This window comes from Pseudomonas sp. P116 (assembly GCF_020149425.1).
GTDB lineage: Bacteria > Pseudomonadota > Gammaproteobacteria > Pseudomonadales > Pseudomonadaceae > Aquipseudomonas > Aquipseudomonas anatoliensis.
The window spans coordinates 46212-61775 of sequence record NZ_JACVHB010000008.1; the positions used below are offsets into that span (position 1 = coordinate 46212).

Annotated in this window: 10 protein-coding genes; 5 read left to right on the top strand and 5 right to left on the bottom strand. The window is 60.9% G+C overall.

The window, feature by feature from the left end; translation table 11 throughout:
• Window positions 1-249: 249 nt before the first annotated feature.
• Entirely contained in the window at window positions 250-1359 is a 1110-nt protein-coding gene (locus ICA15_RS23850) for a DUF3182 family protein (RefSeq protein WP_210554817.1), read from the top strand.
• Window positions 1349-2104, top strand: coding sequence for an alpha/beta hydrolase family protein (locus ICA15_RS23855; RefSeq protein ID WP_150602066.1), 756 nt, complete (start codon window positions 1349-1351; stop codon window positions 2102-2104). Before ICA15_RS23850 ends, ICA15_RS23855 begins: the two co-directional genes overlap by 11 nt.
• Window positions 2105-2197: 93 nt before the next feature.
• On the opposite strand, the gene ICA15_RS23860 is transcribed toward ICA15_RS23855, so the two are convergent.
• Genes ICA15_RS23860 through ICA15_RS23875 form a run of 4 tightly spaced genes read right to left on the bottom strand, consistent with a single transcriptional unit; the run spans window position 2198 to window position 6175 of the window.
• On the bottom strand, window positions 2198-3187 hold the full coding sequence (locus ICA15_RS23860; protein WP_150602067.1) for a lysylphosphatidylglycerol synthase domain-containing protein: 990 nt from the start codon (window positions 3185-3187) through the stop codon (window positions 2198-2200).
• On the bottom strand, window positions 3184-4458 hold the full coding sequence (clsB, locus tag ICA15_RS23865; RefSeq protein WP_210554818.1) for a cardiolipin synthase ClsB: 1275 nt from the start codon (window positions 4456-4458) through the stop codon (window positions 3184-3186). Before clsB ends, ICA15_RS23860 begins: the two co-directional genes overlap by 4 nt.
• A complete protein-coding gene (locus tag ICA15_RS23870; protein WP_150595185.1) occupies window positions 4455-5252 on the bottom strand; it encodes an endonuclease/exonuclease/phosphatase family protein in 798 nt (265 codons plus the stop codon). Before ICA15_RS23870 ends, clsB begins: the two co-directional genes overlap by 4 nt.
• Window positions 5249-6175, bottom strand: coding sequence for a DUF72 domain-containing protein (locus ICA15_RS23875; RefSeq protein ID WP_210554819.1), 927 nt, complete (start codon window positions 6173-6175; stop codon window positions 5249-5251). The genes ICA15_RS23870 and ICA15_RS23875 overlap by 4 nt, the downstream gene beginning before the upstream one ends.
• Window positions 6176-6539: 364 nt before the next feature.
• Here ICA15_RS23875 and ICA15_RS23880 point away from each other — a divergent pair, with 364 nt between their 5' ends.
• Window positions 6540-8651, top strand: coding sequence for a mechanosensitive ion channel family protein (locus ICA15_RS23880; protein ID WP_210554820.1), 2112 nt, complete (start codon window positions 6540-6542; stop codon window positions 8649-8651).
• Window positions 8652-8791: 140 nt separating this feature from the next.
• Here the strand turns inward: ICA15_RS23880 and ICA15_RS23885 are convergent, their stop codons facing one another.
• A complete protein-coding gene (locus ICA15_RS23885) occupies window positions 8792-13090 on the bottom strand; it encodes a DEAD/DEAH box helicase (protein WP_210554821.1) in 4299 nt (1432 codons plus the stop codon).
• A 363-nt stretch (window positions 13091-13453) separates the two neighbouring features.
• Here ICA15_RS23885 and ICA15_RS23890 point away from each other — a divergent pair, with 363 nt between their 5' ends.
• Window positions 13454-14338: a sugar nucleotide-binding protein gene (locus ICA15_RS23890; RefSeq protein WP_042561311.1), complete on the top strand. Its 885-nt coding sequence runs from the start codon at window positions 13454-13456 to the stop codon at window positions 14336-14338.
• Window positions 14331-15263, top strand: coding sequence for an NAD-dependent epimerase/dehydratase family protein (locus tag ICA15_RS23895; RefSeq protein ID WP_210554822.1), 933 nt, complete (start codon window positions 14331-14333; stop codon window positions 15261-15263). The genes ICA15_RS23890 and ICA15_RS23895 overlap by 8 nt, the downstream gene beginning before the upstream one ends.
• The last annotated feature ends 301 nt before the right edge of the window (window positions 15264-15564 follow it).

Below are 15564 nucleotides of genomic sequence, written 5' to 3' on the forward strand. Positions count from 1 at the left end.
ACAGTTGGACAAGTCGCTGGGTGAGCCACCGCTATCGCTGGCAAGCGAGCTCCCACAGGGTTATCTGCGAAGCTTTGGGATCGTGCAATTTGCCGGGAATTTGCGGGCCGTCGTGCAGATTGAAACGATCGCAGTGCCATCACGGTTTTAGCAGATCGTTGATTCTTCGAGGATTTCCATGCTTTTGCCGTTGGCCTGATCTCTGCACCTGTCCTGTCTACATTCATCGGACCGCCTGAAGGGGGATGCATGACACCGAAACCCCGCAAAAAAACCGTGGTTGCCCACTCAGTCCGCGCCGATGCGCCGCAGCACGAGGTGGAAACCAACAAGGCCCTGGCGCGCTGGCTGGCGCAGATTCTCGGGTTCAAATTCGGCGGCACTTATGACCCCGCGAAACATCGCGGCGGTGACCTGTATCTGTTGCCGACGCAAACCCTCGTCGGCGCCGCCAACGCCCAGGAACTAGGGGTAAAAGGCCCCGATGATTTGTGGGGCGGCTATGTCGAATACGACTTCATCTGCACCAAAGCCATCAGCCATGGCCTGCGCAGTCATCTGGCCCACGCGCCGCAAGGCTGGTCGCCACTGTTTTCTGAACGCGTGCGCAGCGTGGTGCTCGACGGTCTCAGCGTGTTCGCCTTCGAAGATGCGCGGCCTGCTGCCGAGCATCTGTTGTACAGCGGGCCGATCCGTCTGAAGCCGATTCACGCTTGCGCCGGTCGCGGCCAGGAAGTCATCAAAAGCCTCGACGCCTTCGACGAAATTCTCGCCCGACCTGAAGCGCACGAGCTGTTCAGCGAAGGCGTAGTGCTGGAGCAGGACCTGAGCGAGGTCATCACCCACAGCGTCGGCCAGTCTTTCATCGGTGACAGAGTGCTGAGTTACTGCGGTGATCAATACTTGACCAAAGATGCTCATGGCGAAGACGTCTACGGCGGCTCGAATCTACTGGTGGTGCAGGGCGGTTATGACGATTTGCTGGCGCTGGAGTTGCCCGATGACGTGCGTTTGGCCATCGAGCAGGCGCAAGTATTCGACAGCGCCGCCGATGAGGCCTATCCGCGCTTTTACGCCTCGCGCCGCAACTACGACATCGCCCAAGGGCTGGACAGCAACGGCAAAACCCGCAGCGGTGTACTCGAACAGTCCTGGCGCATGGGCGGCGCCAGCAGCGCTGAACTGGCGGCACTGCAAAGTTTCGTCAACGACCCCGCAATGCGCGCAATCCGCGTATCTTCAGTGGAAACCTATATCGATCAGTCGCTGCCGGCGGACGCCATCGAGGTGTATCGCGGCCCGGCTGAGAACAGCGAATTTCTCCTCAAATACGTAACGGTCAAATCTTATGACGGCTAGAAGCGAAAGCATTCAAATCGACATTGATGATGAACAGATGAGCGGGACGTTTCTCAGTCCCAAATCGAAGGTGCCGGGGGTGTTGTTTGTCCACGGTTGGGGCGGCAGCCAGGAGCGTGATCTTGAAAGGGCGAAAGGGATCGCCGGCCTCGGCTGCGTCTGTCTGACCTTCGACTTGCGCGGCCACACTGGCGGCAGCGGAATTTCGCTGAGTCGGGTTACCCGCGAAGACAATCTGCGCGATCTGCTGGCGGCCTACGACCGCTTGCTCTCCCACCCGGCGCTCGACACATCGGCCATCGCCGTGGTTGGCACCAGTTACGGCGGCTACCTTGCGTCGATCCTTACCTCATTGCGCCCGGTGCGCTGGTTGGCGCTACGGGTGCCGGCGCTGTACCGCGATGAGCAGTGGCACACGCCAAAACGTGATCTGGACAAGGCTGACCTGCGCGATTATCGCGGCGCACTGGTACGCGCTGACAACAACCGTGCGCTGCATGCGTGTTCGCAATTCACCGGTGATGTGTTGCTGGTTGAATCGGAAACCGACGATTTCGTGCCGCACGCAACGATCATGAGTTATCGCGCCGCTTGTCAGCAGACGCATTCGCTGACGCACCGCATCATTGACGGGGCGGATCATGCACTGAGTGAGCCGGTGTCCCAGCAGGCGTACACGTCGATTCTGGTGGACTGGATTACCGAGATGGTTGTGGGCGAGCGGTTGAGCATTATCCAGTCTTGAAGATCAAAAGATCGCAGCCTCCGGCAGCTCCTACAGTGGAAACGTATTCCTGATGTAGGAGCTGCCGAAGGCTGCGATCTTTTGATTTGGCTTTCAATGCCTGGGTGCTTTCTCGATTCGCAATGACTTGGCCTTCGCCTCCACAACCAGGTACATCACCAGGGTAATCAGCAGCGGCAACAGGAAGTAAATCGCTCGATACGCCAGCAACCCCGCCACCAGACTGCCTCGCGAGGCCTCGTGTTGCAGCAGCGCCACGAACACGGCTTCCAGTACTCCAAGCCCCGCCGGAATGTGCGTGATGACCCCGGCAATCGCACTGATCAACAGCACGCCAAGCACTAACGGATAATCCAGTTTGCTCGGCAGCAGTGTGAAGATCACGGCGGCCATCAGCGACCAGTTCAACGCGCCGAGCAGCAGTTGCAGCACGGCCATGCGCAGCGAAGGCAAGTTGATTTCCACACCGCGAATCGACCACTCGCGGCGCTTGGAAAACTGGCACGCCGCGAGGTATCCGGCGCTGATCAACAGCAACAGCACTCCAATGCCCTGCAACGCCGTGCTGCTGATTTTCCAGCCCGGCGGCATGCTCACCAACCCGCTGCTGAACACCACGCCGGCGATGGTCATGTAGCCGAACCAATTGGTCGCCAGGCTCAGGCCGAGAATCTTGGCGATATTGCTTTTGCTCACGCCGAGCCGTGAATACAGGCGATAACGCATGGCGATCCCGCCAACCCAGGCGCTCAGGTTGAGGTTGAACGCGTAGCTGATGATGCCCACCGGCAGAATCTGTTTCCAGGTCAGGTCCTGGCGTATGTAAGTGCGGCCGATCAGGTCGAAACTGGCGTACGTAAGGAAGCTCACCAGCGTGATGCTGGCGGCGATGATCAGCGTGCGCACCTTGAAGTCGGCGAGGGTTTGCAGCACCTCGGCCCATTCGATGCGTGTGGCGAACATCGTCAAAAGCACGATCAGCGCGAGAAAGAACAATATAGTCAGCGGACGTTTCCACTTGCTCCAGCGCGAGTGGGTTGCCGGCGCCGAATGGCTGGCGGATGGCGCGTCGGAATGGCTCATGAGCGATCACCTCGAAATGGCTTGAGCCGGGGTTTGTGCGCGGGTAACCAGCCGGCCATGGCCGGAAAGTGCCGCAGGAAGTGGAATACCAGAAAGCCCACGGTCATGTGCCAGATGCGTCCGCGCGGCGACTTGGCAGCATCCATGGCTTTGCAGTGGTTTTGGCTGAGGTCTTCGAGACGCTCGAACAGCATTTGATTGAACGCGCGGTCGCGTATCAACACGTTCGCTTCCAGGTTCAGCGACAGGCTCAGCGGGTCGAGATTGCTCGAACCGACGGTGCTCCATTCTTCGTCTACCAGCGCGACTTTGCCGTGCAGCGGGCGCTCGCAATATTCGTGAATTTGCACGCCGGCCTTGAGCAGATAGTCATAGGTCATTCGCGCCGCAAGTTTGGCCACCAGCATGTCTGGCTGGCCTTGAAGAATCAGCCGGACATCAACCCCGCGCCGCGCCGCATTACGCATCTCGCGCAGCAAGCGATAGCCGGGGAAAAAGTAGGCGTTGGCGATGACCACGCGATGTTTGGCGCGGCGCAGCACCTGCATATACACATCTTCGATATCGGTGCTGTGCTGGTCGTTATCGCGAAACACCAGGCGCACCTGGCCGTCGTGTTCGGTGAAGGCCATTTCAGCACGGCGCTGGCGGCGGCGTTGCCACCAGAACCTCGCCCGGCCGGGGCGACCGCTTTGCAGCAGGGCGAAATGATGGATGTCGGCCACCGCCGGGCCCTGAACTTCCACCGAGTAATCCTGCTTGGCTTCAGGGCCGAAATCGGCCAGGTGATCGCCGGAAAAATTGATCCCGCCGATGAACGCGACCAAGCCGTCGACCACCACGATCTTGCGGTGCATACGGCGGAACCAATTGGTGCGAACGCCCAAGTGTTTGGGGGCCGGGTCGAAGATCTGCAGATGCACGCCGGCATCGCTGAGCGCCGTGAGATAGGCGGTGGTTAATTCGCCGCAACCGAAGCCGTCGAGGCTGACGGTGGTGCGCACACCGCGCTTGGCAGCGTCGATCAGAATCTCCTGAAGTTCGGCGCCGACCTTGTCTTCAAAGACGATGAACGTCTCCAGCAGGATTTCACTCTTCGCCGCCCGCATCGCGGCGAACACTCGAGGAAAATACTCCTCGCCGTTTTCCAGCAGTTCCACGCGGTTGCCGCCCTGCCAGTGGTACTCGACATCGACTTGCCCCGGTTGGCGCACAGGCGGGTTGATGCTTATCGGTTCCACAGCGGATTTCTCCATCGGTGCGCTGCTCATAGTTCGATCTCCACCGATAACGGTGCGTGGTCTGAAAGGTGTGACCAAGGCCGGTTCGCCAGCACTTTTGGCTGGCTGGCCTTGAGGTTGCGCACATAGATGCGGTCTAGACGCAGTGTCGGCAAACGCGCCGGAAAACTGCGCGCCGGTTTGCCGTGATGCTCGGCGAACACTTCACGCAGGCCGCAGGGTTTGAGCAATGCATCAGCACGCTGGCGCCAGTCATTGAAGTCGCCGGCAACGATCACCGGAGCGTCGTCCGGCAGTTCGGCGAGGCGTTGCATCAGTAAACCCAGTTGCTCATTGCGATGGCTCTCGCGCAGGCCCAGATGCACGCAGATTGCATGCACCTCTTTGCCGTCGCCGGGCATGCGCAGCACGCAATGCAGCAAGCCACGGTTTTCGTGACCGCTTATTGAAACGTCGAGATTGTCGTGGCGGATGATCTGGAATTTCGACAGCACGGCATTACCGTGATCGCCATCCGGGTACACCGCGTTGCGTCCGTAGGCGAACTGCGGCCAGAGGCTGTCGGCGAGGAATTCGTATTGCGGCATCGTCGGCCAATTGGAATAGCGTTTGGGGTGGTGCTCGTGAGTGCCGTGCACTTCTTGCAGGAACACCACGTCGGCAGCGACGCTGCGCACTGCTTCACGCAACTCCGGCAGGATGAAACGCCGGTTGAGTGCGGTGAAGCCCTTGTGGGTGTTGACCGTCAGCACGGTGAAGCTGCGCACGGATGACTCGACCTCGGCACCTTCGTCGGTGAACCCGACCGGTTCTGAAATGCTCATGCCAGCACTCCTTCGCCAGCCGGTTCGCCGGGCGTGGTGGCCAAATCGTGGTCGAGGTCGAAACGCTGCAGCAAGTCGCGCGCATCGTAGGGCGCGCGGACTTTGATGTCGTTGTCGAAATAGCAGAACACTTCGCGTGATTTGCGTACTCGGGGTTTCAGGCGCGGGGCGATCAGATGGGCGTCTGCCGGTTGTTTTCCGTGATGCCAGGCGTCGATCCGATCCGCCCAACGCTTGCGTGCCGGCGCGGTGTAACCGCTGGCGTAGAGTTCTTCGGCACCGTGCAGACGCAGGTAGACGAAGTCACTGGTCACGTCTTCGCGATATGGCCATTTACCGCCGGTGTCGGCAATCACCAGTGCGATGTTGTGGCGCTTCAACAGGCGCACGAAGTCGACATCGACGAAGCTTTCATGACGAATTTCCACGGCATGGCGCAACGGCTTTTTGCGCCAGGCTTTCATGCTGGCGTGGCCATGCAGGTGCGAGTCGTGCTGACGGGCGAGGGCGGCAGCGGCTTCGGTGTCGTGGGGTAATAGTGCGAGAAAATGCTCGAAACGTTCGGCGTCGAATTTGAAGTTCGGTGGGAACTGCCAAAGAATCGGCCCCAGTTTTTCCTTGAGCTCCAGCACACCTGACGCGAAGAAATTCGCCAAAGGCTTTTCTATTTCGTGCAAGCGACGGATGTGGGTGATGAACCGCGGCGCCTTGACACTGAAGACGAAGTCGTCGGGCGTTTCGGCGTACCACTGGGCATAGCGTTCGGGCCGTTGCAGGGCGTAGAACGATCCATTGATCTCGATGCTGTTGACCGCTCGCGAGGCGAACTGCAATTCGCGTTTCTGCGCCAGTCCATCGGGGTAGAAATCCCCGCGCCACGGGGCGTAGCGCCAGCCTGAAATACCAATGTGAATCGTTGCCATGCCGCCCTCCCGTCGAAAGTCCTCGTGTTGCCTCTGTCTGTTGATGACTGCGGGCAGTTCGGGAAAGTTTCGGCGGTGTTACGGACGGTAGAGCGCTTTTGTGGCGAGGGGATTTATCCCCGATCGGCTGGGCAGCAGTCGTAAACCGTGCAACTCGGTCTGACAGGGGGCTTGGCGATCCAGGTTTGGGGTCGCTTCGCAGCCCATCGGGGATAAATCCCCTCGCCACGGGGGAAAGGTGGATTTCAAAAGAAGCATTGATGGGGATTGCACTGGGCTCAGTGAGTTATTCAGGCCAAAACCGAACTTGTCCTCCTTTCACCGATCAGTTCCTTACAGGTTCAGCCAACGGGAGATCGGAGTTTTGATCAAGTTCAGGATCGCCATTCTGCTGGGAGCATTGTTGTTTCTCGGTGCCAGCGAGCTCGAAGCCGCGACACTGCCGGGGTTGCCGGCCGCCACTGAAGAGCCGGCCAAGCCCGAACCGATTGTGCAGGGCGGGTTGCTCGGTGCCATCAGTACGAGCATCGACGACGTACAAGACAAACTCGACCTCAACGAAAATCTGGTGGATGCCTGGCGCCTGCGCGCCGACCGCGCCGCGAATGAGGTCGACAAGCTGGTCAATCACCCCTCGAACCGCTCTGGCTGGAGTGTCGCCGGGGACTTCCTGATGTTGTCCGGGGTGTGGCTCGGCACATTCGCCCTGTTGACCGTACTCGGCAGCCTGTTGGCCAAGCGTCTGCGCGAAGGGCGCTGGTTTCGCACCCGCCAGCGCTGCCAGGATTTGCTCGGCTATTTGTTGCCGTACACACTGCCGGCGCTGATCTGCCTGCCGCTGACGCTGTACGTCAGCCATTTCCTGCAAGCATCTGTCGGCCGAGCATTGGCGCTGTGTTTTGCGTATGCGACCAGCAGCGGCATCTTTTCCACATCAATGCTGTTGTGCGTGGTGGTGATGTTCAATGTCGGGCACAAACGCCCGGCGGCAAAAATCATCCGCGATTACTGCCCGCGACCGCTGTTCCTGATCGGCTTTCTTGCCGCGCTGAGTGATGCGTTGACCAGTCCGCAAATCGCCCGGCAGCTGGGCGGCAACATCACCAGCAGTGTTGCGGTGTTCACCGGGTTGATGGCTTCGATCATCTTCGGTTTATTGGTGATTCGCCTGCGCCGCCCGGTGGCGCATCTGATCCGCAATCGGTCACTGAGCCAGCGTCTGAAACAGCCGTCATTGCAGGAGTCGCTGAGGATTTTTTCCGGGTTGTGGTATTGGCCGATTGTGCTGATGGTGTTGGTGTCGGCGGTCAATCTGATCGGCATCGGCGAGGACAATCAAAAGGCCCTGCGCTGCGCGTTGTTCACCACGGTGCTGCTGATCGGCACGGTGTTTTTGAGCACCGTCCTGCAGCACCTGTTCAAGTCGCGGAAGGCCGAGACGATCAAGCGTAGCAGTGCTTACAAAGAGCGTTTCCTCAGCCTTTTGCATGCCTTGCTGCGGATCGTCATCGCCATTGCCTTCATCGATATCCTCGGGCGGATCTGGGGCGTGTCGCTACTCGATTTCGCGCAGAGCAGCACGGTCGGCCGGGCGATCAGCAATGCCTTGAGCAGCATTGGCCTGATCTTCCTGGTGACGTGGCTGCTGTGGGTGGTGCTCGACACGGCGATTCAAGAAGCGCTGAAACCGCCGGTCAGCAAGCGCGGGGCGCGCCAGCCCAGTACTCGGGTAAAAACCATCCTGCCGCTGCTGCGTAATGCGATCAAAATCATCCTCGTGGTGATTTGCGCGATCACCACCATGGCCAATCTGGGGATTAACGTTGCACCGTTGCTGGCCGGTGCCGGGGTAGTCGGTCTGGCTATCGGTTTCGGCTCGCAGCAGTTGGTGCAGGACGTGATTACCGGGTTGTTCATCATCATCGAAGACACGCTGTCGATCGGCGACTGGGTGGTGCTCGACTCTGGGCATGCCGGTACGGTTGAAGGGCTGACCATCCGCACGTTGCGCCTGCGCGACGGCAAGGGTTTTGTGCACTCGGTGCCGTTCGGGCAAATCAAGGCTGTGACCAATCAATCACGGCAGTTCGCCTTCGCGTTCTTCTCGGTGCAGTTCACCTATGACACGGATGTCGAAAAAGCCATCGAGTTGATTCGCGAGACCGGCGATTCGATTCGCGAAGACCCGTTCCTCAAATACAACCTGCAAGGGCCGCTGGATGTGTTTGGCGTGGACAAGATGGATCTCAACGGCGTGGTGCTCACGGCGCAATTCCGCACCGTGTCGGGTGGGCAATATGCGGTGAGCAGGGCGTTCAATCAGCGTTTGAAGAAGCTTGTGGATAACACCCCGTCGGTGCATTTTGCACAGACTTATCCACAGCAGGTTTTGTTGCCGCAGCGGCAAGGGGAGGTCGTGCAGGAGGCGCCGCCTGAGAATTCGCCAGTGGTGTTGCCGCAGCCTTCTCGGACCTGACAGCAGTTTCGCCTTGGGATTGCTCGCCTCATCGCGGGCAAGCCCGCTCCCACAGTGGTTTATGGTGTGACGGCTATCAAGGCATCACCCGCAAACCTGGGGGAGCGGGCTTGCCCGCGATGAGGCCAGACTCGGCGACATCAATGCCGGATCAGCTCGCGCTGGAGCTCAATCATGTGTTCCTGATCAAGCTCAATCCAGACCTGCTGCTTGCCGGCGATCACGGCCCCCGCTGGCAAACCATCCCGATACACCAGCCGATTACTCGCCAGCGCCGGCACTTTCGCCCCTGGCAACAAAGTCCCGGCCAGATTCAGCGGGTCAACTCCGCACACCGTAATCAAGCTGCCGTCATGCGGCCGCCGTCGCACTTCGCGTAACAGCGGAATCGCCTCTGGCAAAGCAAATTGCTCCCCCGCCAGGCCACTGACAAAGCGGCCCCCACGAATCTCGCCGCGCGCCTCCAGTCGATGAAACGTGCGCAGCAATTCGCGCCAGCTCGGCAACCAGTCGGCCTCACGTTCAAGCAAACGCCAGAACACCACGCCGTAGCGCCGTAGCAAGGTCATGGCGACGTGTTCGAGTGTTTCGGCGGGGACGCTCGGGTTATCCACAACCGGCCCGCGCCGCAACAATGCCCAACGCCCGGCGTCGTCCATGCCGCCGATAAACGCTCCGCGCCCGCGCCGACTGCTGCGTTGCTGGCGCTTGCTCGCCGGGGTGATCAACGCACGCAGGCCGGCGAAGCTGTCGGCGTTCACCAGACCGGCGCCGACCAGTTCCTGCAAGGCGATTTCCAGCTCGGTGCGCAGCAGATGCGCTTCGTGAATCAACTCGTCGAAAAACAACGCGCCGTGCTGACTCAAGGCTTCGAACACTTTCTGCGTTTTTGCCGACAGTTCACTAACCGGCGTCTGCTCGGCGAGCCCGCTCCACAAACCGACCTGACTGCGCGGCAGCAGCACGACCGGTGTGCTGCGCAACGCCGTACCGCTGACTTTCTGCCGGGCGCTGAGACGTGTCCACACCAGTTTGCCGTTGCGACACAGGTCATCCAGCCAGCTCGGTGAATAGTCCTTCAGGCGCGTCGGCAGGATGTCGCTGTCCCACGCCGATGCGGCGGCCGCATAACCTTCGAACTGGCCGACAATTGCCGGCAGTACGGCGTTGCCCTGGCCCTGAGTGCTGGGCGACAAATGCTGCCAGTCGAACAGGAAACGCATGAAGTCCTGCAACGCCACGGGTTCGATTTCCCGGCGCAGGCGCTTGACCGTGTAACGGTGGATGCGCGCCAGCAGATGCCGCTCGCACCATTCTTCAACTGCCACGCCCGGCGTGAACTGGCCGCGCAGCACATAACCTTCGCGCTCAAGATGAGCGAGAGCCTGTGCGACTTGCGCGCCGGCGAGCGCCAAAGGTTCGGCGATGGCGCTTAACGGCAGCGGGCCGAATGCACCGAGCCGCGCACGAATGACCTCGACCAGCGCTTCATCGAAAGTCCAGGCTTCATCGAAACCGGGCAGGGCTTGCTGCTGCGGTTGCAGCGTGGCTTGTGGATAAAGCGCCAGCAGGCACGTCAGTCGTTCCCGCGCCAGCCACAACGAACGTTGTGGGTTGATCTTCAGGAAACAGGCGCGACCGCTGCTGGTCAGTGCATCCAGCCATTCGCGCCACTGTGGGTTGGCCTCAACTTCCAGATCGCTGATACACGCCAGGCTCATCAGCGCCTCATGCATTTCATCAAGGTTGCCCGGTGTCGGCCAGGCTTCTTCGCGCACAGCATTGATTGCGTCGGCGTCCAGCGCACCGAGGTCGTCAGTCGATTGCGGATCGCTCCAGCGACGGTTGATCACCGCTTGAGTGCGGCGTTCCTCCAGCGGTGCATCGTCGAGAAAGGCATACGGCCGGGCACTCAGGATTTCCGCCGCCAGCGGTGACGGTGCAGGCAGATCGCGGCTGATCAAGCGCACCTCGCCAGCCTCCATGCGCCGCAGCAGGGTGAGCCAGCCTTCACAGTCCATCGCCTCGTGCAGACAATCGTCGAGGGTCTGTTCCACCAGCGGATGCGCGGGGATTACCCGTTCGCCAGCGAGGTTTTCCAGGCAGGCGATCTGATCGGGAAACACGCTGGCGATCAGGTCTTCACTCTTCATGCGCTGCAACTGCGGCGCGACTTTGCGACCGCCAGTAAAACGCGGCAACGCCAGCGCCACCCCGGCATTCCAGCGCCAGCGCACGCCGAACAGCGGTGCGTCGAGTACCGCTTGAATCAGCAGGTGTTCGGCGCTGTTGCTGTGCAGGTAACGCCAGACATCATCGAGTTCGAAACTGTGGCTGGTCGACAGCGACAGCACGATTGCGTCCTCACTGGCCGCAGCTTGCAATTCGAAGTTGAAGGTGCGGCAGAAACGCTTGCGCAGGGCCAGGCCCCAGGCGCGATTGATGCGGCTGCCGAACGGCGAATGGATGATCAGTTGCGTGCCACCTGACTCGTCGAAAAACCGCTCCATCAGCAACGTGTCTTGCGAAGGCAGGGCGCCGAGCGTCTGTCGTGCACGGGCCAGATATTCGACCAGTTGTTCGGCGCTGGCGACGTTCAGGCCAAGGGTCTGCGTGAGCCAGTCGAGCGCAGGTTGCAGATTGCCGAGGCTGGCGCCGAGCAACTCGTCGAGCGTCGCTTGCAGACGCGCCACGGCGGCCGACAATTCGTCGCTGCGCCCCGGTGCTTCGCCAAGCCAGAACGGAATGCTCGGTGGCTGTCCTTGCGCATCCTCGACGCGGACTTTGCCGGTTTCCACCCGCAGGATGCGATAGGAGGTGTTGCCGAGCTGAAAGACATCACCGGCAATGCTTTCCACGGCGAAGTCTTCGTTGACGCTGCCGATGTTCAGGCCTTGCGGTTCGAGCATCACGCTGTAATCGGCGTTGTCCGGAATGGTCCCGCCGCTGGTCACCGCCGCCAGTCGTGCGCCACGCCGGCCACGCAAGGTGCGGCTGACTGCGTCGCGGTGCAGGTAGGCGCTGCGAATGCCCTGACGGCCGTTATAGCCTTCGGCGAGCATTGTCAGCAGGGCCTGATAGTGGTTTTGGTCGAGATTTCGATAGGGCGAGGCCTGGCGAAACATCGCCAGCAACGCGTCTTCTGACCATTCCCGGCAACTGACTTCGGCGATGATCTGCTGGGCCAGCACGTCCAGCGGTGCTTCGGGGATGTGCAGCGTGTCGAGTTCGCCACGGCGTACGCAGTCGAGCAGCGCGGCGCACTCGATCAGATCGTCACGGGTGGTGGCGAACAATCGCCCTTTAGGCGTGCCGCCGACCTGGTGGCCGGAACGTCCCACTCGTTGCAGAAACCCGGCGATGGAGCGGGGCGAGGCAATCTGGCAGACCAGATCGACTTCACCGATATCAATCCCCAACTCCAGCGATGCGGTGGCAATCAGCACTTGTAGCTCACCGCGCTTGAGCCGCTGTTCGGCATCGACGCGAAATTCCTTGGCGAGGCTGCCGTGATGCGCGGCCACTGCGTGTTTGCCCAAGCGTTCGCTGAGGTGGCGGCTAAGGCGCTCGGCGAGGCGGCGGGTGTTGACGAAAATCAGCGTGGTGCGGTGCTCGCGGGCCAGTTCGGCGAGGCGGTCGTAAACCAATTCCCAAACGTCGTTGGCCATGACGGCGGACAACGGCACCGACGGCACCTCGATGCCCAGATCCCGTGGGCGCGCATGGCCGATATCGATGATGTCGCAGGTTCGATCATGGCCGACGAGAAACTGCGCCACGGCTTCCACCGGTTTCTGCGTGGCGGACAGGCCGATGCGGGTCAGCGGTTCAGCGCACAGCGCTTGCAGGCGTTCCAGGCTCAGGGCCAGGTGACTGCCGCGTTTACCGGCGGCCATGGCGTGGATTTCGTCGATGATCACGGTGCGCGTGGTGCCGAGCATTTTGCGTCCCGACTCTGAGCCCAGCAGCACGTAAAGCGATTCCGGGGTGGTCACCAGAATGTGCGGCGCGGTCTTGCGCATGGCCGCGCGTTCTTTTTGCGGGGTGTCGCCGGTGCGCACGGCGGTGGTGATTTCCAGCTGCGGCAAGCCCATCTGTCGTAACTGTTCGGTAATCCCGGCGAGCGGATTTTGCAGGTTGATGCGGATATCGTTGGACAGCGCCTTCAGCGGCGAGACGTAGACCACCAGGGTTTCGTCAGGCAGGCCGGCGGGGTTTTCCAGGCCTCGGTGGACAAGGTCGTCGAGCACGGCGAGGAACGCGGTGAGGGTTTTCCCTGAACCCGTGGGTGCGGCAATCAATGTTGAGCGGCGCTGCCGGATCAACGGCCATGCGCGGACCTGAGCGGCGGTGACCGTCGCAAAAGTGTTCCTGAACCAGGCGCTGACGGCGGGGTGAAAGCCTGCCAGGGCCGCGTCCGTGGGGATGGGCAGATTCATGGCTTAAGTTATGCGGGCGAGGGCGGGAAGATGCAAGTACCGCCGGGTATCTCGGCTGGCAATCGGGGCCTCATCGCTGGCAAGCCAGCTCCCACATGATTTGTGAACACCTCCAACCCGTTGTTGCTTCAACACAAACTCTGAGCTATCCCACAGAATTTGCAGACACCGCGCAACCTGTGGGAGCTGGCTTGCCAGCGATAGGGCCAGTTGCGTTGGTACAAATCCCGGGGATCTACACTTAACGGGTGACGGTTGCGCACTAAACCCGCAAAATGCAACGATTCCGGCAATTATCGACGACGCTGCTGCAAGCATCGTCGCCAAAGCCATCGTTCCAATCAGACTGGGCCTGCTGACTCTATGCGAATGCGCCTTATGTTACTGGGCGGCGGAAATGCCCTTGGGCAGGCGCTGATTCGCCTCGGTGCGGAAGAAGACATCGGTTTCCTCGCCCCCCGCCCGCCAGAAGACGGCTGGGATGCCGCGAGCCTGACGCAACTGCTCGACGACACTCGTCCGGATGCGTTGATCAACCTCGCCTACTATTTCGACTGGTTCCAGGCCGAAACGGTCAGCGAAAGCCGCATGGCCGGGCAGGAACGCGCCATCGAGCGTCTGGCCGAACTGTGCCAGCACCACAATATCGTCCTCGTGCAACCGTCCAGTTATCGGGTGTTCGACGGCTCGCGTGCTACCGCGTACAGCGAAAAAGATGAGCCGGTGCCCTTGGGCCTGCGCGGTCAGGCGTTGTGGCGGATCGAGCAAAGCGTTCGCGCCACCTGCCCACAGCATGTGTTGCTGCGATTCGGCTGGCTGCTCGATGACAGCGCGCAAGGCACCCTTGGGCGTTTCCTTGCCCGCGCCGAACTGCCGGAAGAATTGCTCATGGCCGATGATCGCCGAGGCAATCCGACGCCGGTCGACGACGCCGCACGGGTGATCATCTCGGTGCTCAAGCAACTCGATTGCGCGGCACCGCTGTGGGGCACTTATCACTACGCCGGGCATGAGGCGACCACACCGCTGGCGCTGGGTCAGGCGATTCTGACCGAGGCCCGCAGTCTCCACGCGCTGGCCATCGAAGCACCGACCGCCCAGGCTCACGCCGCACGGCCGGACGCTGCCGAGGAACCGCAACACGCGGTGCTCGCCTGCAAGAAAATTCTGCACACTTTCGGGATCAAGCCGCGCGCCTGGCGTGCCGCGCTTCCGGGCTTACTGGATAGGTTTTATCGCCATGGCTGAAGGCACTGTTTTAATCACCGGCGGCGCCGGGTTCATTGGCTCGCACCTGACTGACACCTTGCTCGCCAAGGGGCATTCGGTGCGGATACTGGACGACCTGTCGACCGGCAAACGCAGCAACCTGCCGCTGGACAACCCTCGGGTGGAACTGATTGTTGGCGATGTCGCCGATGCGGCGCTGGTTGCCCAGGCGATGCAGGGCTGCAGCGCGGTCGCCCACCTGGCGGCTGTGGCCTCGGTGCAAGCGTCGGTGGATGACCCGGTGAAGACTCACCAGAGCAATTTCATCGGCACCTTGAATGTCTGCGAAGCCATGCGTCTGGCCGGGGTCAAGCGTGTTTTATACGCCTCCAGCGCAGCGGTGTATGGCAACAACGGCGAGGGCGAATCGATTGATGAAGACACGCCAAAAGCCCCGCTGACGCCCTACGCGTCGGACAAACTGGCCGGCGAGCACTACTTCGATTTCTACCGCCGCCAGCATGGTCTTGAGCCGGCGATTTTCCGCTTCTTCAATATCTTCGGCCCCCGCCAGGATCCGTCCTCGCCGTACTCGGGGGTCATCAGCATCTTCAGCGAACGCGCGCAGAGCGGCTTGCCGATCACCGTGTTCGGCGATGGCGAGCAGACGCGCGACTTCCTCTATGTCGAGGATCTGGTCGACATTCTGGTGCAGGCAATCGAAAAGCCTGTTGTCGAAACCGGCGCAGTGAACGTCGGCTGGAATCAGGCGATGAGCCTCAAGCAGATGCTCGCAGAGTTGCAAAAGGTTGTCGGAGAGTTGCCGCCGATCAGCTACGGCCCGGCTCGCTCGGGCGACATCCGCCATTCGCGGGCGAACAATCGACGGTTGCTCGAGCGATTCGAAATGCCACCGCAAACGCCGATGAATGTTGGTCTGGCGCGGTTGTTGGGACTCGCCTGAAAGGCCCCTCACCCTAACCCTCTCCCGGAGGGAGAAGGGACTGACCGAGGTGGATGGTCGAGTTACGCCGAAGTGAAAGTCCGAGTCGAACTCAGGTCTTGAACAGTACCAAGATCGGCTCCCTTTCCCCCTCGCCCCCTTGGGGGAGAGGGCTGGGGTGAGGGGGTTCGATTCAACTCACTGCACAAATCTGTCAGACATGAAAAAGGCGCCCTTCAACAGGCGCCTTTTTCACGGCCGGGATTTGTCTCAATCCCTGTGGCAAGGGAATCTTATTCCCCGATCGACTGCACATCAGTCG